Origin of the sequence: Rhodoplanes sp. (genome assembly GCF_013377085.1) — a bacterium.
Lineage (GTDB): Bacteria > Pseudomonadota > Alphaproteobacteria > Rhizobiales > Xanthobacteraceae > Rhodoplanes.
In genome coordinates, this window is record NZ_JACAAX010000002.1 from 194,729 (window position 1) to 212,393 (window position 17,665).

Here is a 17,665-nt window from a genome sequence, read left to right on the forward strand (position 1 = left end):
GCATTGTGCGCCGTGCGGCGGGGCGGACGCAACCGGCTTTCGCGCGGTCATTCCGGGGCGCGGGCCAAAGGCCCGCGAACCCGGAATCCAGCGGCGAGCACCGACGTCCGGGCTGGATTCCGGGTTCGCCGCGGAGCCTGTCATCGGGCGGCGCCCCGGAATGACCAGCGAGCGATGACTCACCCCGGCGCCAGATCGCCCAGGAAGCTCGCGGCGACCGAGAGGCGCGACAGCGTCAGGCCGGAGCCGGCGATCTCGTGCACGGCGGCGCGCACCCGCTCGACGGCAGAGCCGCGCGCCTTCGCCCAGGCCGCGACCGCCGCCTCGCCGAAAGCGCCGCCCGCCAGAATCTCGGCCGCGATGCGGCGCGCCGCGTCGCCGATCTGGTCGAGCGCGCGGTCGAGCGCCAGCCGGTCGAAATAGTCGGCGATCACGATCTTTCGGGCCGACCCGGCGAGCCGGTCGACCTCGAAATAGGCGGCGACCGCGAACCAGGTGGCGGCGACCTCGGCGACCGGGCGGCCGGTGCGGTCGGCGACCAGCACGGCGTCGGTCGCCGCGGCGATCTGCGGCAGGTTGGCGAGGCGGCGCGCCAGCGCCTCCGGCACGCCGGCGGCGGCGAGCTCGTTTGTGCGGGCGGCACGCGCCGTCTGGGCGTCCTTCGGCAGGATGCGGTCGAGCGCCTCGACGACCGTCGCGATCCCCTCGCGATGATGGGCGACGATGCCGGCGAGCCCGCCGGAGAAGTCGATCCGGCGCAGCATCCACACCATGCGGTCGAGCAGCAGGTTCTGCACCGATTCGAGCAGCGCGAGCTGCAGGCCGCCGTCGATCCGGTTGTCCAGCGCCTCGATCTCGGTGTTGAGCGCGACCATGTCGTAGGAGTCGCGCACCGCCGCGAAGGCCGCGGCGATGCGGTCCGGGCCGGCGCCGGTCTGGTCGGCGATGCGCACCACCAGGGTCGGGCCGCCGCGGTTGATCATCGAGTTGGCGAGCTGCGTCACGATGATGTCGCGGCGCAGCCGGTGGCCGGTGAGCGCGTCGGGGAACCTGTCCGCCACCGCGACGGGGAAATAGCGGCCCAGCTCACGGCCGAGATAGACGTCGTCGGGGATCGCCGAGTCGAGCAGGTCGTGGCCGAGCGACAGCTTGGCATAGGCGAGCAGCACGGCGAGCTCGGGCCTCGTCAGCGGCTCGCTGCGGGCGCGGCGCTCGGCGATCTCGACGTCGTCGGGCAGGAGCTCGACGGCGCGGTCGAGCAGGCTGCGGCGCTCCAGCGTCTGCATCAGGCGTTGCTGGAAGCCGAGATCCTCGAGGCCGCGCCGCTGTGCCAGCGACAGCGCCTGGGTCTGCTGATAGTTGTTGCGCAGCACCAGGCGCGCCACGTCGTCGGTGAGCGAGGCGAGCAGTGCGTCGCGTCCGGCGCGGTCGATGCGGCCGTCGGCGAGCGGCCGGCCGAGCGCGATCTTGAGATTCACCTCGACGTCCGACGTGTTGACGCCGGCCGAGTTGTCGATCGCGTCGGTGTTGAGCCGCACGCCGGAGCGCGCCGCGGCGATGCGGCCGCGCTGGGTCATGCCGAGATTGGCGCCCTCGCCCACCACCTTGCAGCGCAGCGAGTCGGCGATCACCCGGATCGCATCGTTGGCGCGGTCGCCGGCCTGCTCGTTGGTCTCCTCGGAGGCGCGCACATAGGTGCCGATGCCGCCGAACCACAGCAGATCGACGGGCGCCGTGAGAATCGCGCTCATCAGCTCGGCCGGCGTGACGCGCTCCTTTGCGAGCCCGACGGCGGCCTGCGCTTCCGGCGACAGCACGATCTCCTTGGCGGCTCGCGAAAACACGCCGCCGCCGGACGAGATCAGCGCGCGATCATAATCCTGCCAGCTCGATCGAGGCAGGGCGAACAGCCGCGCCCGCTCCTGATAACTTCGCTCCGGGTCTGGATTCGGATCGACAAAAATGTCGCGATGGTCGAACGCCGCGATCAGCCTGGTGGTGCGCTCGCGCAGAAGCCCGTTGCCGAAGACGTCGCCCGACATGTCGCCGACGCCCGCCACGCTGAACGGCGTCCGGCCGATGTCGACGTTCATCTCGCGAAAATGGCGCTTTACCGCCTCCCAGGCGCCGCGCGCCGTGATGCCCATCTGTTTGTGGTCGTAGCCGGCCGAGCCGCCCGACGCGAAGGCGTCGTCGAGCCAGAAGCCGCGAGCCTGCGCGATGCCGTTCGCGATGTCCGAGAAGGTCGCCGTGCCCTTGTCGGCGGCGACCACCAGATAAGGATCGTCGCCGTCGTGCCGCACCGTGTCGGCCGGCACCACGGCGCCGTCCGGCCCGATCGTGTCGGTGACGTCGAGCAGCGCGCCCATGAACGCCTTGTAGGTGGCGATGCCCTCGGCCTGCACGGCCTCGCGATTGCCCGTGGGAAGGTGCTTCGGCACGAAGCCGCCCTTGGCGCCGACCGGGACGATGACGGCGTTCTTCACCTGCTGGGCCTTGACCAGGCTCAGCACCTCGGTGCGGAAATCCTGCGGCCGGTCCGACCAGCGGATGCCGCCGCGCGCCACCTTGCCGAAGCGCAGATGCACGGCCTCCAGCCGCGGCGAATAGACAAACACCTCGCAGAGCGGCCGCGGCAGCGGCAGATCCTCGATGCGGCGGCTGTCGAACTTGATCGCCAGAACCGATTTCGGCTGGCCGTCGCGATCGAGCTGATAGAAGTTGGTGCGCACCGCCGCCAGCACGGCGTTGACGAAGCGGCGCACGATGCGGTCCTCGTCGAGGCTGTCGACCGCGTCGAGCGCGGTCTCGATCTCCTGCAGGAGCGTCGCCTGCATGTCGGCGCGGCCGTCGACCGAGAGACCCCGGCGCGGCTCGAAGCGGGCGTGGAACAGCGTGACGATCTTCTCGGCGAGCGCCGGGTGCCGCGCCAGCGTCGACCACATGTAGTCCTGCGACCACCGCACGCCGACCTGGCGCAGACAGCGCGACAGCATGCGCAGCAGTGCGATCTCACGCCACGGCAGCGCGGCGACGAGCGCCAGCGCGTTGTAGCCGTCGTCCTCTGCGACGCCGCGCATCGCCATCAGGAACACGGCTTCGAGCCGGCGGCCGAGCAGATCGAGATCGACGGCGCCGCCGTCGAGCCGCTCCAGCGTCATGTCGTGCAGCCACACATGAGCGCCCATTTGGGGACCGTCGCCGGCCGGCGCATCGACCCGGAACGTGCTCTCGTCGACGACCCGGAAGCCCATGTGCTCCAGCACCGGCACCCGCTCGGACAGCGGGATCGGCCGACCGAAGCTCCACACCTTCAGGCGCGCGCAGGCCGCCGCGTCGCCGGTGCGGCGATGGAAGGCGACGCCGAGTGGACGCTCGGCGGTGAGCCGCTCGAGGATGCGGATGTCGACGACCGCGGTCGCCGGCGTGAAGGCGGCCCGGTAGGCGCGCGAGAACGCATCGGCGTATTTTTCGCGCAACGAGATCGCGCGCGCCGGATCGAGCGTCGCGTCGAGCTCGGCGGCGAGGCGATCCTGCCAGGTCAGCACGATCGACGAGACGGCGTCCTCGAGCGCAGCGCGACTCGGGCACGGCGTGTCGCCGGCCCAGCGCGCCACGATGTAGTGGACGCGCACCAGCGGGCCTTCCGGAAACCACGGATAGAAGGCGACGATGCGGCCCGCATAGACGGAGGCGAGATGGTCGGCGATCGCCTCGCGCACCGTGGAATCGTAGCGGTCGCGCGGCACGTAGACGATCACCGAGACGAAGCGGTCGAAGCGGTCGAGCCGCGCCAGCACGCGCACGCGCGGCCGCTCGCCGAGATGCATCACCACCAGGGCGAAGCGATGCAGCGTCTCCTCGTCGATCTGAAAGAGCTCGTCGCGCGGATAGGTCTCCAGCACGTTGACGAGGGCGCGACCCGAATGGCCCGCCGGCGGGAAGCCGGCCCGCCCCATCACGGCGTCGATCTTGCGGCGCAGATACGGGATGCTGCGGGCCGAGCGCGTATAGGCCGTCGCCGTGAACAGGCCGAGCAGGCGCAGCTCGCCGACGACATGGCCGCCGGCATCGAAGCGCTTGATGCCGATATAGTCCATGTGGACGCGCCGATGCACGCGCGAGCGTGCATTCGCCTTGGTGATGATCAGGGCCTTGGGCTCCTGCAGGAACTCCATCACCTCCGGCGTCATGGTGACGAACTCGCGGCCACGCCGCAGCACCCGCACGTCGCTCTGACGCAGGATGCCGAGCGCGTCGGCGGGATCGGCCTCGGCGGCGGCCGCCGCCGCATCGCCGCGATCGATCACATAGGTCCGCATGCCGAGGAACGTGAAGTTGTCCTCGGTCAGCCAGCGCAGGAAGGCGGCCGCCTCGGCGACCTCGCCGGCGGGCAGCGGCGGCGGCTCGCGCTCCAGCGTGGCGATCACGGCGTCGAGACGCTCGCGCATGGCGCGCCAGTCCTCGACCGCGAACCGCACGTCGGCGAGCGTCGCTTTGAGCGCCGCGATGGTCTCGTCGCGCCGCGCCGCATCGGCGATCCGCTCGACATGCACGTGGATCAGGCTTTCGCGCGGCCTCGTCTCGGCGGCGCCACCGGCCGGCGCCCACGAGACGAGACGCCCGGCGCCGTCGCGCGCGACGGCCAGAACCGGATGGGCGGCGAGCAGCGGCTCGAGCCCGCGCTCGCGCAAGGCGCCGAGCACCGAGTCGAGCAGGAACGGCATGTCGTCGTTGACGATCTCGATCACCGAGACGGGCGACGGTGCAGCCTCGGCGGCCGGCGTCACGATGCGGATCGTCGGCGTGCGGGCAGGCCGCTCGGCCATGAAGGCGCGCGCCGCGATCGCCATCGCGGCGAGCTCGTCGGCCGCATAGCCGCCGAGATCCTCGGGCGCCACGTCGGCGAACATGACGCCGACCAGCGCCACGTCGGCGGCCTCGGCCTTCGCGGCCACGATCGCAGCAGCCTCGGCGACGACCTTGGGGATGACCGACTCGTCGGGACCCGGCCCGGCTTCCGCATCCATGCTGTGCTCCATCGAGTCGCCCGCACCTGCCGACCCGATATATAGGCCGGTTCGCGGCGCGAGACACGCGGGCGCACACAACCGGACGGAGGATCCGGCCCTTCTCGCAGGTGCGTCAGCGCCGCCACCCGGCAGCGAGACGGGCCACGAAGGCGTCGATCTCGGCCGGTGAGTTGACCGCGTGGATCGAGGCGCGCAGCACCGCCGTGACGCCGCGGTCGGCGAGCGCGAGGCGGGCGTGCTCGGCCCCTATCACGGCGACCCGGACGCCGGACGCCTGCAGGGCCGTGGCGATGCGGCCGATGTCGCGTTGCGGGTCGGCCCAGGTCAAAATGCCGGAGCCGTGCTCCGAGCCGGCTTCGAGCGGCGGCGGCAGCCCGGCCGCCTCGGCGCAGCGGACCGCATGGGCGACGAGGTCGCGGATGCGCACCGCGATGCGGGCCGGGCCGAGCGACAGCGCCAGGCGCACGGCGGCGCCGAGGCCGAGCCGCACCGCCGGGTTGAACTCGAAGCTCTCGAAGCGCAACGCCCCGTCGCGCACAGCGAAACGGTCGTCGCGGTCCCAGCGGACGCCGGCCATGTCGACCGACGACGGCGACCCGGCGCGGGCGAGCGCCCGCGGCGAGACGGACAGCACCGCGACACCCTTCGGCCCGCGCAGCCATTTTCGCGAGGGAAACACCAATACGTCGGCCCCCAGAGCCGCGGCGTCGACCGGCATCTGCCCGACCGCTTGCGCCGCATCGATCATCACCAGCGCGTCGCGCGCCCGCAGCTCCGCCGCCAGCGCCGCGACGTCGTTGACGAGACCGCTCGCGGTCGGCACCAGCGGCAGCGCCACGACATCACCGGCGCGGACGGATTCGATCAGCCTGTCGGGCTCGACGCGCCCCTGCGCGTCGACCGGCAGGACCTCGACCGCGAGGCCGGCGCGCTCGCCCAAAAGCCCGGCATTGAGGAGATTCGGCCCCCACTCGTTGCGCACCGTGACGAGCCGGCGGGCGCCGCCGGCGACCAGCGCGCCGAGCGCCGTCGCGAAGGCGCGTGTCGCCGTGTCCGCGAAGGCGATGGAGGCCGGCTCCGCCCCGACCAGGCGGGCGACCAGGCGGCGGACCTCGTCGAGCGCGCCCGCATGGGCCTCGATCGCTGCATGCACCCCCATGGCGCGCTCGGCGGCGAGGAACTGTTCCATGGCCGCGATCACGGCGCCGGGCGCCAGGCTGGCGCTGGCATGGTTGAGGTGGACGTGATGGCCGACCGCCGGCGTGTCGGCGCGCAGTGCCGCGACCTCGCCGTCGGTGAGGGCGGCCGGGCGGGCGGCACCCGGAGGCGCCCCGGCGGCGGCGCCTCGCTCCGCTTCGTCGCCCGCGGCTGCGCTCATCGTCTCTCCTGCGCCGACGGTCGCCTCGCGTGCCGCCGCCATGTAGGCTGCAGTCTAGACCATCGGTCGGGCGGAGAGGAGGCGCGCATGGAGAAGACGGGTTCGGCCATTGCATCCGATACGGACACCACCGCGCGCCGCGACGACGAGCCGGTGATCGCGCTCGACCTCCCGGCCGCTCCGCTCAGCCCGGCCATGGCCGCGTATTTCGAAAAATGCGACGAAAAGCTCGGCTTCGTCCCGAACGTTCTGAAAGCATACGCCTTCGACATGGCGAAGCTGGAAGGCTTCGTCGCCGTCTACAATGATCTGATGCTGGCGCCTTCGGGCCTGTCAAAACTCGAGCGCGAGATGATCGCGGTGGCGGTGTCGTCGCACAACCACTGCCACTACTGCCTGGTGGCGCATGGCGCTGCCGTACGAGCGCTGTCGGGCGATCCCGTGCTCGGCGAGCAGATGGTGACGAACTTCCGGGCCGCCCGATTGTCGCCGCGCCAGCGCGCCATGCTGGATTTTGCCGTGACGCTGACGGCAGCGCCCTGGACCGTCGAGGAGGAGGACCGCGCCGCCTTGCGGGCCGTCGGCTTCTCGGATCGCGACATCTGGGATATCGCGGCCGTCGCGGCCTTCTTCAACATGACCAACCGGCTCGCATCGGCGACCGACATGCGGCCGAACCCCGAGTATCACGCGCAGGCGCGCTGACCGCGCCGCGCCTCGACTGCATCAGGGAGGACCAAGACATGCTCGACCGATTGCTGCTCGCCGCCGTCATCGCCTTCGCGAGCGTTCCGGCGCTCGCCCAGACGGCGGCACCAGCCGCCACGGCGCCCGCCGTCGTGATGGAGGAGACGATGGTGCCCGCGGTCGATCCGGGCATCTCGATCTATGTCCGCAACAAGCACCGCGCCGACATGTCGAGCTTCCGGCCGGAGCGCACCGTGCTGTTCGTGCACGGCTCGACCTATCCGGCCCACACCGCGTTCGACCTGCCGCTCGGCGGCCTGTCGTGGATGGATTACATCGCGCAGCGCGGCTACGACGTATACCTGCTCGACCTGCGCGGCTACGGCAAGTCGACACGTCCGCCCGAGATGGCCGACAAGCCGGAGGCGCACGGCGCCATCGTGCGGGGCGACACCGCCGTCAAGGACATCGGCGCGGTCGTCGACCACATCCTGAAGCGCCGCGGCATTCCGCGCCTCACGCTGCTCGGCTGGTCGTGGGGCACCACCCTGATGGCGACCTACACGACCCAAAATCCCGACAAGGTCGAGCGCCTCGCCCTCTACGCCCCGCAATGGATCCGCACGACGCCGTCGCTGGTGCAGGCCGGCGCCGGCCCGATCCCGGCCTACCGTATGGTGCGGCGCGACCAGGCGCTCGGGCGCTGGCTCACCGGCGTGCCCGAGGACAAGAAGGCGACCCTGATCCCGGCCGGCTGGTTCGACCAGTGGGCCGACGCCACCTTCGCCACCGATCCGGTCGGCGCCGCCATGACCCCGCCGGTGCTGCGCGCCCCCAACGGCACGGTCCAGGACACGGCGGACTTCTGGGGCGCCGGCAAGGCCTATTACGATCCGGCCAAGATCACGGTGCCGACCCTTCTGGTGCAGGCCGAGTGGGACCAGGACACACCGCCCTATATGGCGCAGACGCTGTTTCCGCTGCTCAAGAACGCGCCCGACAAGCGCTATGTCTGGCTGGCCGAGGGCACCCACACGATCATCATGGAGAAGAACCGGCTGAAGCTGTTCGAGGCCGTGCAGGCCTTCCTGGACGTGGCCGGCCGCTTCTGATCCCACCCTCTCACGAAGGGGCGGCCACCGCGCCGCCCCTTCTCTGTTTCGGACATGCAAGCATGCGTCTCGCCGTCGTCTCCCTCCTCGCGCTGCTGATCGCCGCGCCGATCGTCGCGCGTGCCCAGGAGGCCGCGATGGCGCCGAGCACCGGGCAGACCGGTGCGGCCGGCGTGACGTCGCGAGCCGGCATGGTGGCGAGCCAGGACGCCCAGGCCAGCCGGATCGGCGCTGCCGTCCTGGCGCGCGGCGGCAATGCCGTCGACGCGGCGGTGGCGACCGCCTTTGCGCTCGCCGTGGCGCTGCCGCGCGCCGGCAATCTCGGCGGTGGCGGATTCCTGGTGCTGCATCGCGCCTCCGGCGAGAACGCGACCATCGATTTTCGCGAGACCGCGCCGGCGGCGGCGACCGCCGGCATGTTCCTCGATGCGGCCGGCAATGCCGATCCGCAGAAGTCGCGCAACAGCGCGCTCGCCATCGGGGTGCCGGGCAGCGTCGCCGGGCTGGCGCTGGCGCATCGGCGCTTCGGCTCCGGTCGGCTGACGCTCGCCGAGCTGATCGCGCCGGCGATCGCGCTCGCCCGCGCCGGCGTGCCGGTGCAGGAGGACCTGCTCGATTCGCTGATGCTGGCGGCGCCGCGCCTCGCCCGCTGGCCGTCCTCGGCGCGGGTGTTCCTGAAGGACGGGCGGCCGCCCGCCGAGGGCGATCGCCTGGTGCAGCCCGACCTCGCCGAGACTTTGGAGGCGATCGCGGCCGACGGCCCCGCGGCCTTCTACGACGGGCCGATCGCCGATCGCATCGTCGCCGCCGCGCAGGCGGCCGGCGGGATTCTCACCAAGGCCGACCTCGCCGGCTACCGCGCCGTGGAGCGCCCGCCGGTGCGCGGCACCTATCGGGGCTTCGACATCATCGCCATGCCGCCGCCCTCCTCGGGTGGCGTCCATCTGGTCGAGATGCTGAACATCCTCGAAGGTTTCGATCTCCAAAAGCTCGGCGCCGGCTCGCCGGCGGCGCTGCATCTCGAGATCGAGGCGATGAAGCTCGCCTATGCGGACCGCGCGGCGTTTCTGGGGGACGCCGACAAGGTCGACGTGCCGCTCGAACGGCTGCTGTCGAAGGACTACGCCGCCACCTTGCGCCAGGGCATCGACCCGGCAAAAGCCCGGCCGGCGTCGGAAATCCGCCCGGACAGCCCGGCGCTGGGGCGTGAGGGTGCCAACACGACGCACCTCTCCGTGGTCGACCGCGACGGAAATGCCGTGGCGCTGACCACCTCGCTCAACTTCAACTTCGGGGTCGGCCTGGTGGCGGACGGCACCGGCGTGCTGCTCAACAACACGCTCGACGATTTTGCCGCCAAGCCGGGCGCCCCCAACGCCTTCGGGCTGGTCGGCGGGGCCGCCAACGCGCCGGCGCCGGGCAAGCGGCCACTCTCCTCGATGACGCCGGCCCTCATGCTGAAGGACGGCAAGCCGGTGCTGGTCACCGGGGCGCCGGGCGGCAGCCGGATCATCTCGACGGTGCTGCAGGTGATCGTGAACCGGCTGGACTTCGGCCTGGCGCCGGCCGAGGCCGTGGCGGCGCCGCGCGTCCATCACCAGTGGCGGCCCGACGAGGTGCTGGTCGAGCGCAGCATGCCGGAGGCGACGGTCCGTGGGCTGGCGGCGCTCGGCCACCGGCTGCGTATCGGCGCGACCTCGGGCTCGGCCCACACGGTGGCGGCGACGCCGGACGGCCTGGTCGGGGTCGCGGATCAGCGCTCGCGCGGCGCGCTGGCGGCAGGCGAGTGAGGCAGGTCGGCGACGGCGGCACGGCGACAGGCGCGTCAGGAAACCCGGTGGCGGCTGTCGAGCAGGCGGCCGAGCTGACGGCGGGCGCGACCACGGCCGGGGGGACGCGCGTTGAGGCGGATCGACCAGCCGCTGCGGTAGTCGGGAACGAACAGCGACGCGGTCTTGAATCGGCCGGCAACCGGTGGAACGGGTGTGGGAGCAAACGTCACAAAGCGCAACAAGACGGGCAACATTGCACGCGTCCGCAAAATCACACTGATGACCCGCCGGTAAACCGAGCGGACTTGGAGCGGGCGAAGGGATTCGAACCCTCGACCCCAACCTTGGCAAGGTTGTGCTCTACCACTGAGCTACGCCCGCATCCTGCGGCGGCACGGCCACCGAGGCGCTTCTCTACCCAAACTCGGATCGCTTGGCAACCGTCGTGACGCACCTGAAGGACCGGGCTTGCACGCCAGCGGTGCCGGGCGGCAGGCGGGCTTTCGACAGGGTTGACGGAGACTGTCCGGCGCGGTCCAGTGCCGCGCGCCGACGAGCGCAGCCACCACATCGCCCCATGCCCGCCACGCCCGACGACCTGTTCGCCTGCCTCGACCGCCTCGGCGTCGCCCACCGCACGGTGCGGCATCAAGCCGTGTTCACGGTCGAGGAATCGCAGTCGCTGCGCGGCGAGATCCCGGGCGGGCATACGAAAAACTTGTTTCTGAAGGACCGCCGGGGCACCTTGTTCCTGGTGGTGGCGCTCGAGGACGCGGCGATCGACCTCAAGGGCCTGCACCGGTGGCTGGAGGCCGGCCGCTTCTCGTTCGGCTCGGCCGAGCTGTTGCGCGAAGCGCTCGGAGTCGAGCCCGGCTCGGTGACGCCGTTCGCGGCCATCAACGACGCGGCCTTGCGGGTGACCGTGGTGCTCGACACGCCCATGCTGGCCGAGGAGACGTTGAACTACCATCCGCTGATCAACACCATGACGACGGCGATCGCGCCCGCCGACCTGGTACGGTTCCTGCGCCATACGGGCCACGAGCCCCGCATCGCCGCCGTCTCGGGCGGCAGCCAGGACGGGAACCTAGACGGAAACCGAGACGGGAGCGGCGAAGCGCCCGATTGACGTCGCGATTGCAATGAGTTCCGTGCTTCCCCATCTAGTCGGGCGGAGGGGCGCGGCGGCACCCCGATAAAGGACACTCCATATGTTGCAGGACGGCGGAGCGGCGGTGGCCGCGGACGGGCTGATCAAGGACACGACCACCCAGGGCTTCATGAAGGACGCCATCGAGGAATCGCGCCGGCAGCCCGTGCTGGTCGATTTCTGGTCGCCGCGCTCCCCGGCCTCCAAGCAGCTCACCCTGATCCTCGAGAAGGTGGTGCGGGCCGCCCGGGGCAAGGTGAAGCTCTGCAAGCTGAACATCGACGAGCACGGCGCCGTCTTCCAGCAGCTCCAGCAGCAGTTGGGCATTCAATCGATTCCCGCCGTCATCGCCTTCGCCGACGGCCGGGCGGCCGACGGCTTCATGGGGGCGCTGCCGGAGCAGCAGGTGGTGGCCTTCGTCGAGCGCCTGACCGGCGGCAAAGGCGCGGCCGACGATCCGGTGCAGCAGGCGATCGAGGCCGCCGACGCGGCCCTGGTCGAGGGCGACGCCGCGTCGGCGGCGGAGATCTATGCCGAGGTGCTGGCGCACGACCCCGAGAACATCCACGCCATGGCCGGGCTGACCCGCTGCCATGTCGAGACCGGCGAGCTCGAGCAGGCCAGGCAGACGCTCGCCATGGTGCCCGAGGCGAAGCGCAGCCAGCCGCCTGTCGCGGCCGCCGCCGCCGCCCTCGAGGTCGCCGAGCAGGCCGCCGCGCTCGGCCCCCTGGTCGAGTTGGAGAAGAAGGTCGCGGCCGACCCGCTCGACCACCAGGCCCGCTTCGACCTGGCGCTCGCCCTCAACGCCAAGGGCCGCCGTGCCGAGACGGTCGATCACCTGCTGGAGATCGCCCGGCGCGACCGCAAATGGAACGAGGACGGCGCCCGCAAGCAGCTCGTCCAGCTCTTCGAAGCCTGGGGCCCGACCGACGAGGCGACCGTCTCGGGCCGCCGCCGGCTGTCCTCGATCCTGTTCGCCTGAGACTCCGGCCGCGCCGGACCAAGGTCACGGAGACGGCCATGCCCATGAACACCACCTATCGGGGACCCGCGGACCTGCCGTCGACGCTGCCGGTGTTCCCGCTGCCGGGCGCCCTGCTGCTGCCGCGCGGCCAGATGCCGCTCAACATCTTCGAGCCGCGCTACCTGGCCTTGGTGGACGACGCGCTGCGGAGCGGCCACCGCCTGATCGGCATGATCCAGCCGGACAGCGGCCATCCGGGCCCCGAGGACAAGCCGAACCTGTTCAAGGTCGGTTGCGCCGGCCGCATCACCCAGCTCGCCGAGACCGGGGACGGGCGCTACCTGCTGCAGCTCACCGGGGTCGCCCGGTTCCGCCTGGAGCACGAGCTGTCGGTCGATACGCCCTACCGCCAGTGCCTGGTCACCTTTGGGCCGTTCGCCGACGACTTCGTCGCCCGCAAGGGCGAGAAGGCGGTCGACCGCGAGACGCTGCTGCAGGCGCTGCGCGATTTCCTCGAAGCCAACAAGCTGAAGGCCGACTGGGACGGCATCGAGAACGCCCCCAACGAGGCGCTGGTCAACGCGCTCGCCATGATGTCCCCCTACGGACCGGCCGAGAAGCAGGCCCTGCTGGAGGCGCCCGACCTCAAGACCCGCGCCGAGATCCTGGTCGCCGTCACCAAGATCGAGCTCGCCAAGGGCCGCAACCCGAGCGACGCCTCGCTGCAGTGAGGCGGCCGCGCCCGTTGCCGGCGCACCGCCGCCGGGGCTATCCTGCCCCGGCTCGACCCTTCGGCCGAGCGACCCCCCGTGACAACGGAAATTCACCGCATGACCTCGACGCCTCCCGACCGCGCGGCCGGTTCGGTCGATCCCAAGCTCCTCGAAATCCTGGTCTGCCCGCTGACCAAAGGCCCGCTCGAATACGATTCCGAGCGCCAGGAGCTGGTCTCGCGGTCGGCCCGGCTCGCCTATCCGATCCGCGACGGCATTCCGATCATGCTGGTCGAGGAGGCCCGCCGCCTCGACTGAGGCTGCGCACCCGTCATTCCGGGGCGCGCCGGAGGCGCGAACCCGGAATCCAGCCCCGAACACATGCGTTGCCTCTGGATTCCGGGTTCGGCGCTGCGCGCCGCCCCGGAATGACCGGAGCAGAAGGCCGAAGCTGGGAGAACAAATGCTGAAGATCTGGGGCCGCACCACCTCGTCGAACGTGCAGAAGGTCATGTGGGCGGTGGGCGAGCTCGGCCTCGCGCACGAGCGCATCGACATCGGCGGGCCGTTCGGCGGCAACAAGGACCCGGACTATCTGGCCCGGAACCCCAACGGGCTGGTGCCGACGCTCGAGGAGGACGACGGCTTCCTGCTGTGGGAGTCGAACTCCATCGTGCGCTATCTCGCCGCCACCTACGGGCCGGGCCCGCTGGAGCCCGCCGACGCGCGCGAGCGCGCCCGCGCCGGCCAGTGGATGGACTGGCAGCTCACCATCGCGGGGCCGGCCATCATCCCGGTGTTCTGGCAGCTCGTGCGCACCCCGCCGGAGCAGCGCGACGAGGCCGCGATTGCGGCCGGCAAGGCCAAGAGCATCGCGGCCTTCGGCATCGCCGACGCGGCGCTGGCCAGGACGCCCTATCTGGCCGGCGACGCCTTTTCCTACGGCGACATCCCCGTGGCCGTGATGGCACGCCGGTTTCTGGAGCTGGTGGCGGAGCGGCCGGCGTTCCCGAACCTCGAGCGCTGGTACGCCGCGATCGACGCGCGCCCGGCGTTTCGCGAGCACGTCGCCTCGATCCCGATGGTGTGACGCCCCGGTCATTCCGGGGCGCGGACCGTCGGGTCCGCGAGCCCGGAATCCATACCCCCGGTGCCGGTGGCTCACGGAAGACCGGGCGTATGGGTCCCGGGCTCGCTGCTTCGCAGCGCCCCGGGACGACGGATGCAGCGAACGCAGATCGCAGCCCCTACAACGCCTCGCCTTTGAGAAGCTTCGGCACCTCGCCCGACAGCCCCGCCGCCTCGCGCACAAAGACACGTTTGAGCACCGGCGCGCGGTCGACCAGGCCGAGGCCGAGGTCGCGGACAAGGCGCAAGAGGTCCGAGCGATTGGAGAACAGGCGGTTCAGCCCGTCGGTGGCCAGCCCCATCGTCATGGTGTCGAAACGCCGCCAGCGCTGGTAGCGCTCGAGCACGTCGGGACCGCCGACATCGAGGCCGAGCCGAGCCGCATCGGCGACGGCCTCGGCCAGCGCGGCCGCGTCGCGAAGCCCGAGATTGAGGCCCTGGCCGGCGATCGGATGGACCCGGTGGGCGGCGTCGCCGACCAGCGCCAAGCGGTCGTCGACGAAGCGGCGCGCCACCGCGAGGCCGAGCGGAAAGGCCTGGCGCGGCCCGACGGCGGCGAGCTCGCCGAGATGCAGGCCGAAGCGTTTCTCCAGCTCGGCATGGAAGGCGTCGTCCGGCAGTGCGACGATGCGCGCGGCCTCCGCCGTCGTCTCGACCCACACCAGCGAGGCGCGGTTGTCGGTCAGCGGCAGGATGGCGAACGGGCCGGCGGGAAGAAAATGCTCGACGGCCTGTCCGTGATGCTCGCGCTCGTGCTTCACCGTGGTGACGATCGCCGACTGGCCATACTCCCAGCCGACCGTGCCGATGCCGGCGAGGTCGCGCAGCCGCGAGCGCACGCCGTCGGCGGCGACCAGGAGGCTCGCCTCGACCACGGCGCCGTCGGCCAGTCGCACCGTGACGCCGTGCGGGCCGGGCTCGTATCCGGTGACCGACGTCGCGCGAAGATCGAGGCCGTCGACCTTGGCGCGCTCGGTCAGCGCCTTCAAGAGCACGCCGTTCTCGACCATCTGGGCGAAGGGCTCGCCCGGCGCCACCTCGCCCGCGAAAGTGAGAAACACCGGCCGCACGGCGTCGTCGAGCCGGCTGTCGGTGATCACCATGTCGAGGATGTCCTGGGCGGCGGGGGCGACCGCCGGCCACACGCCGAGCGTCTCCAGCATGCGCCGTGTCGCCGCCGCGATCGCCGAGGCGCGCGCATCGACGGCCGGCCGCGCCAGCGCCGGATCCGCCACCGTGACGGCGAAGCCCGAGCCGAGCGACTGGCGCAGCGCGAGCGCGAGCGCGAGGCCGGCGAAGCCGCCACCGGCGACGAGGACTTTGGTGCGGTCCGAGGTCATGAAATCCGTGCCTTCTACCGCCGCGAGCCCGACCGGCGCGGCGCCGGCAGACCTATAGCACCGGGCAGGCGGCCGCGACCATGCGACCGGACGATCCGCCTCCTCCGCTCGCCTTGACTTTGCGCGGCGCGCCGGCGTCATTGGCGGTTCCACCCCACCAGCCTCATGGTCCGGAACTCATGGCGTCCGCCGTCCAGCACTTGCTGTCGATCATCGATCTCGAACCGATCGAGGTGAACCTTTTCCGCGGGCGCTCCCCGCAATCCGGCTGGCAGCGCGTGTTCGGCGGCCAGGTGATCGGCCAGGCGCTGGTCGCCGCCTGCCGCACCGTCGCGGAAATCGCCGAGCGGCCGCCGCACTCGCTGCACGCCTATTTCCTGCTGGCCGGCGACCCCAAGGTGCCGATCATCTACGAGGTCGAGCGCCTGCGCGACGGCAAGAGCTACACGACCCGCCGCGTCACCGCGATCCAGCACGGACGGCCGATCTACTCGGCCATGGTGTCGTTCCACAAGCCCGAGCAGGGCTTCGACCACCAGTTCGAGATGCCGCACGTGCCCGACCCGGAGACGCTGCCGAGCGAGCTCGAGCTCAAGGAGCGCATCCTGCCGCTGATGCCCGATCCGGTGCGCGGCTATTACGAGCGCGAGCGGCCGATCGAGCTGCGCCCGGTCGAGTTCGAGCGCTATCTCGGCAAGGCGCATCCGGAAGGCCGCTTCCATGTGTGGATCCGCACCACCGGCCGGCTGCCCGACGAACCGGCGATTCACCGCTGCGTGCTCGCCTACGCGTCCGACATGCTGCTGCTCGACGCCTCGATGATCCCGCACGGCCGCACGCTGTTCGAGAAGGACTTCATGGCGGCGAGCCTCGACCACGCGATGTGGTTCCACCGCCCGTTCCGGGCCGACGAGTGGCTCCTGTACTGCCAGGACAGCCCGAACGCCTGCGGGGGGCGCGGCTTCGGCCGCGGCCTGATCTTCGCGCGCGACGGCACGCTGATCGCGTCGGTGGCGCAGGAAGGCGTCATCCGTCCCCGCCACGACTGAGCGCGCGGGACGCGGCGCGTAGCGCGATCCGCACTGGACATGCACGCGACGGCTGACGGCGGCGCAGCATTGTCGTAGGGTGCGGGCCGCATCCTTTCGCCGTCGGCGTCGCATCCGCGCGCGGACGAGGTTCGCGTCACCATGATGGGCGCCACCGGCCGGGCCGGGCGCGGCGCCTGGGCGGCAACGGCGCCGCCGAGCACCACAGAGGGGGCCGGCATGAAGCTCGTCATCGCGGTCATCAAGCCGTTCAAGCTCGACGAGGTGCACCAGGCGCTGACCCGCATCGGGATCAGCGGCATGACGGTCGCCGAGGTCAAGGGCTACGGCCGCCAGAAGGGCCACACCGAGGTCTACCGGGGCGCCGAGTACGTCGTCAGCTTCCTGCCCAAGGTGCGCATCGACGTGGTGGTGCCGGCCACGCAGGTCGACGCCGTGATCGAGGCGATCACCTCGGCCTCCCGCACGGGCCAGATCGGCGACGGCAAGATCTTCGTCACCGACGTGGTCCGCGCCATGCGGATCCGCACCGGCGAGACCGACGCCGACGCGCTCTGAGGCGTCTTCGGAACCCGGCTGCTTCTATGCCGTCCGACAGACCCGACCCGGCGTTTCGCCGGTCGGTTCTGTTCGTGCGCGGAGCTGCCGACCCCATCGGGCTACGCCGCACCATCGCGTGCCTGTTTACGCGTCGGCAACCGTCGCGCGGGTCGTCGACTAAATATTAGGCAGAAAACCCGCCGCGATTGCGCATCCCATAGCCATCGCGCCCCGGCGGCCCGGCTTTTGGCCGCCCCGCACCCGCCGTCATTGCGCAGCGCAGCGCGACGGCGTGGCAAAGCACCGCAGAATCAGCGCCGCAGCTCTTTTGAACCCGGTTGGCACGCCGTTTGATTCGGGGGGAGGCGTGGCTAAGCCTGCGGGGGGCGATCTCGCGTGCGGAGCCGTGTATTTCAGCCCGTCCTCACCACAGAGGGGGCTCTAGCGGGGATCGAATTCATGAAAATCGTCATGGCCATCATCAAGCCATTCAAGCTCGACGAGGTCCGCGATGCGCTCACGTCCATCGGCGTCTACGGCATGACCGTGACGGAAGTGAAGGGCTACGGGCGACAGAAGGGCCACACCGAAATCTATCGCGGCACCGAATACGCCGTGAGCTTCCTGCCGAAGGTGAAGGTCGAGATCGCGGTGCCGAGCAATCAGGTCGAGAAGGTCATCGAGACCATCTCGAGCGCCGCCAAGACCGGCCAGATCGGCGACGGCAAGATTTTCGTCGTCGGCATCGACCAGGCGGTCCGCATCCGGACCGGCGAAACCGACAATGCGGCACTGTAAC

General features: G+C 71.1%; 14 protein-coding genes and 1 tRNA gene. 11 read left to right on the plus strand and 4 right to left on the minus strand.

Annotated features, from left to right (window positions below; all coding sequences use genetic code 11):
- Positions 1–179: 179 nt before the first annotated feature.
- A complete protein-coding gene (locus HXX10_RS02815; RefSeq protein ID WP_296519963.1) occupies positions 180–5,030 on the minus strand; it encodes an NAD-glutamate dehydrogenase in 4,851 nt (1,616 codons plus the stop codon).
- Between the two features lie 115 nt (positions 5,031–5,145).
- Positions 5,146–6,411 (minus strand): aminotransferase class V-fold PLP-dependent enzyme, encoded by a 1,266-nt coding sequence (locus HXX10_RS02820; RefSeq protein WP_296519964.1) that lies wholly within the window; start codon positions 6,409–6,411, stop codon positions 5,146–5,148.
- Positions 6,412–6,498: 87 nt separating this feature from the next.
- Here HXX10_RS02820 and HXX10_RS02825 point away from each other — a divergent pair, with 87 nt between their 5' ends.
- The 3 genes from HXX10_RS02825 (at position 6,499) to ggt (ending at position 10,000) form a co-directional block, all read left to right on the plus strand.
- Positions 6,499–7,116: a peroxidase-related enzyme gene (locus tag HXX10_RS02825; protein ID WP_296519966.1), complete on the plus strand. Its 618-nt coding sequence runs from the start codon at positions 6,499–6,501 to the stop codon at positions 7,114–7,116.
- Positions 7,117–7,154: 38 nt separating this feature from the next.
- Entirely contained in the window at positions 7,155–8,210 is a 1,056-nt protein-coding gene (locus HXX10_RS02830; RefSeq protein WP_296519969.1) for an alpha/beta fold hydrolase, read from the plus strand.
- A 62-nt stretch (positions 8,211–8,272) separates the two neighbouring features.
- Complete coding sequence (ggt, locus tag HXX10_RS02835; protein ID WP_296519970.1) at positions 8,273–10,000, plus strand: gamma-glutamyltransferase; 1,728 nt, start codon at positions 8,273–8,275, stop codon at positions 9,998–10,000.
- A gap of 288 nt (positions 10,001–10,288) precedes the next feature.
- On the opposite strand, the gene HXX10_RS02840 is transcribed toward ggt, so the two are convergent.
- Positions 10,289–10,363: transfer RNA gene (locus HXX10_RS02840), tRNA-Gly, on the minus strand.
- A gap of 196 nt (positions 10,364–10,559) precedes the next feature.
- Between HXX10_RS02840 and HXX10_RS02845 the strand changes: the two genes are divergently transcribed.
- The 5 genes from HXX10_RS02845 (at position 10,560) to HXX10_RS02865 (ending at position 13,899) form a co-directional block, all read left to right on the plus strand.
- Positions 10,560–11,111, plus strand: a complete 552-nt coding sequence (locus tag HXX10_RS02845; protein ID WP_296519971.1) for a prolyl-tRNA synthetase associated domain-containing protein — start codon at positions 10,560–10,562, stop codon at positions 11,109–11,111.
- Between the two features lie 82 nt (positions 11,112–11,193).
- The gene (locus HXX10_RS02850) at positions 11,194–12,114 is read left to right on the plus strand and encodes a co-chaperone YbbN (RefSeq protein WP_296519973.1); all 921 of its coding nucleotides are present in this window, start codon (positions 11,194–11,196) and stop codon (positions 12,112–12,114) included.
- 38 nt (positions 12,115–12,152) lie between these two features.
- On the plus strand, positions 12,153–12,827 hold the full coding sequence (locus HXX10_RS02855; protein ID WP_296519974.1) for an LON peptidase substrate-binding domain-containing protein: 675 nt from the start codon (positions 12,153–12,155) through the stop codon (positions 12,825–12,827).
- Between the two features lie 99 nt (positions 12,828–12,926).
- Positions 12,927–13,127 carry a Trm112 family protein gene (locus HXX10_RS02860; protein WP_296519975.1) on the plus strand — a complete coding sequence of 67 codons (201 nt, stop codon included), beginning with the start codon at positions 12,927–12,929 and terminating at the stop codon, positions 13,125–13,127.
- A gap of 145 nt (positions 13,128–13,272) precedes the next feature.
- Complete coding sequence (locus HXX10_RS02865; RefSeq protein ID WP_296519977.1) at positions 13,273–13,899, plus strand: glutathione S-transferase family protein; 627 nt, start codon at positions 13,273–13,275, stop codon at positions 13,897–13,899.
- Positions 13,900–14,056: 157 nt separating this feature from the next.
- Here the strand turns inward: HXX10_RS02865 and HXX10_RS02870 are convergent, their stop codons facing one another.
- Positions 14,057–15,277, minus strand: a complete 1,221-nt coding sequence (locus HXX10_RS02870) for a ubiquinone biosynthesis hydroxylase (RefSeq protein ID WP_296519979.1) — start codon at positions 15,275–15,277, stop codon at positions 14,057–14,059.
- Positions 15,278–15,456: 179 nt separating this feature from the next.
- On the opposite strand from HXX10_RS02870, the gene tesB reads away from it, so the two are divergent.
- The 3 genes from tesB to HXX10_RS02885 all read left to right on the plus strand — a co-directional run bounded on the left by tesB (position 15,457) and on the right by HXX10_RS02885 (position 17,664).
- Positions 15,457–16,326: an acyl-CoA thioesterase II gene (gene tesB, locus HXX10_RS02875; RefSeq protein ID WP_296519980.1), complete on the plus strand. Its 870-nt coding sequence runs from the start codon at positions 15,457–15,459 to the stop codon at positions 16,324–16,326.
- Between the two features lie 219 nt (positions 16,327–16,545).
- A complete protein-coding gene (locus HXX10_RS02880; RefSeq protein ID WP_296520064.1) occupies positions 16,546–16,884 on the plus strand; it encodes a P-II family nitrogen regulator in 339 nt (112 codons plus the stop codon).
- A gap of 441 nt (positions 16,885–17,325) precedes the next feature.
- On the plus strand, positions 17,326–17,664 hold the full coding sequence (locus HXX10_RS02885) for a P-II family nitrogen regulator (protein ID WP_296519981.1): 339 nt from the start codon (positions 17,326–17,328) through the stop codon (positions 17,662–17,664).
- Position 17,665 lies beyond the last annotated feature (1 nt).

What these genes read in the sequence shown, in the direction of transcription:
- HXX10_RS02885 (WP_296519981.1), top strand. Translation starts at nt 17,326, where the DNA reads ATGAAAATCGTCATGGCCATCATCAAGCCATTCAAGCTCGACGAGGTC.
- HXX10_RS02815 (WP_296519963.1), bottom strand. Translation starts at nt 5,030, where the DNA reads ATGGATGCGGAAGCCGGGCCGGGTCCCGACGAGTCGGTCATCCCCAAG.
- HXX10_RS02820 (WP_296519964.1), bottom strand. Translation starts at nt 6,411, where the DNA reads ATGAGCGCAGCCGCGGGCGACGAAGCGGAGCGAGGCGCCGCCGCCGGG.
- HXX10_RS02880 (WP_296520064.1), top strand. Translation starts at nt 16,546, where the DNA reads ATGAAGCTCGTCATCGCGGTCATCAAGCCGTTCAAGCTCGACGAGGTG.
- HXX10_RS02845 (WP_296519971.1), top strand. Translation starts at nt 10,560, where the DNA reads ATGCCCGCCACGCCCGACGACCTGTTCGCCTGCCTCGACCGCCTCGGC.
- HXX10_RS02830 (WP_296519969.1), top strand. Translation starts at nt 7,155, where the DNA reads ATGCTCGACCGATTGCTGCTCGCCGCCGTCATCGCCTTCGCGAGCGTT.
- HXX10_RS02855 (WP_296519974.1), top strand. Translation starts at nt 12,153, where the DNA reads ATGCCCATGAACACCACCTATCGGGGACCCGCGGACCTGCCGTCGACG.
- ggt (WP_296519970.1), top strand. Translation starts at nt 8,273, where the DNA reads ATGCGTCTCGCCGTCGTCTCCCTCCTCGCGCTGCTGATCGCCGCGCCG.
- HXX10_RS02865 (WP_296519977.1), top strand. Translation starts at nt 13,273, where the DNA reads ATGCTGAAGATCTGGGGCCGCACCACCTCGTCGAACGTGCAGAAGGTC.
- HXX10_RS02870 (WP_296519979.1), bottom strand. Translation starts at nt 15,277, where the DNA reads ATGACCTCGGACCGCACCAAAGTCCTCGTCGCCGGTGGCGGCTTCGCC.
- HXX10_RS02825 (WP_296519966.1), top strand. Translation starts at nt 6,499, where the DNA reads ATGGAGAAGACGGGTTCGGCCATTGCATCCGATACGGACACCACCGCG.
- HXX10_RS02850 (WP_296519973.1), top strand. Translation starts at nt 11,194, where the DNA reads ATGTTGCAGGACGGCGGAGCGGCGGTGGCCGCGGACGGGCTGATCAAG.
- HXX10_RS02860 (WP_296519975.1), top strand. Translation starts at nt 12,927, where the DNA reads ATGACCTCGACGCCTCCCGACCGCGCGGCCGGTTCGGTCGATCCCAAG.
- tesB (WP_296519980.1), top strand. Translation starts at nt 15,457, where the DNA reads ATGGCGTCCGCCGTCCAGCACTTGCTGTCGATCATCGATCTCGAACCG.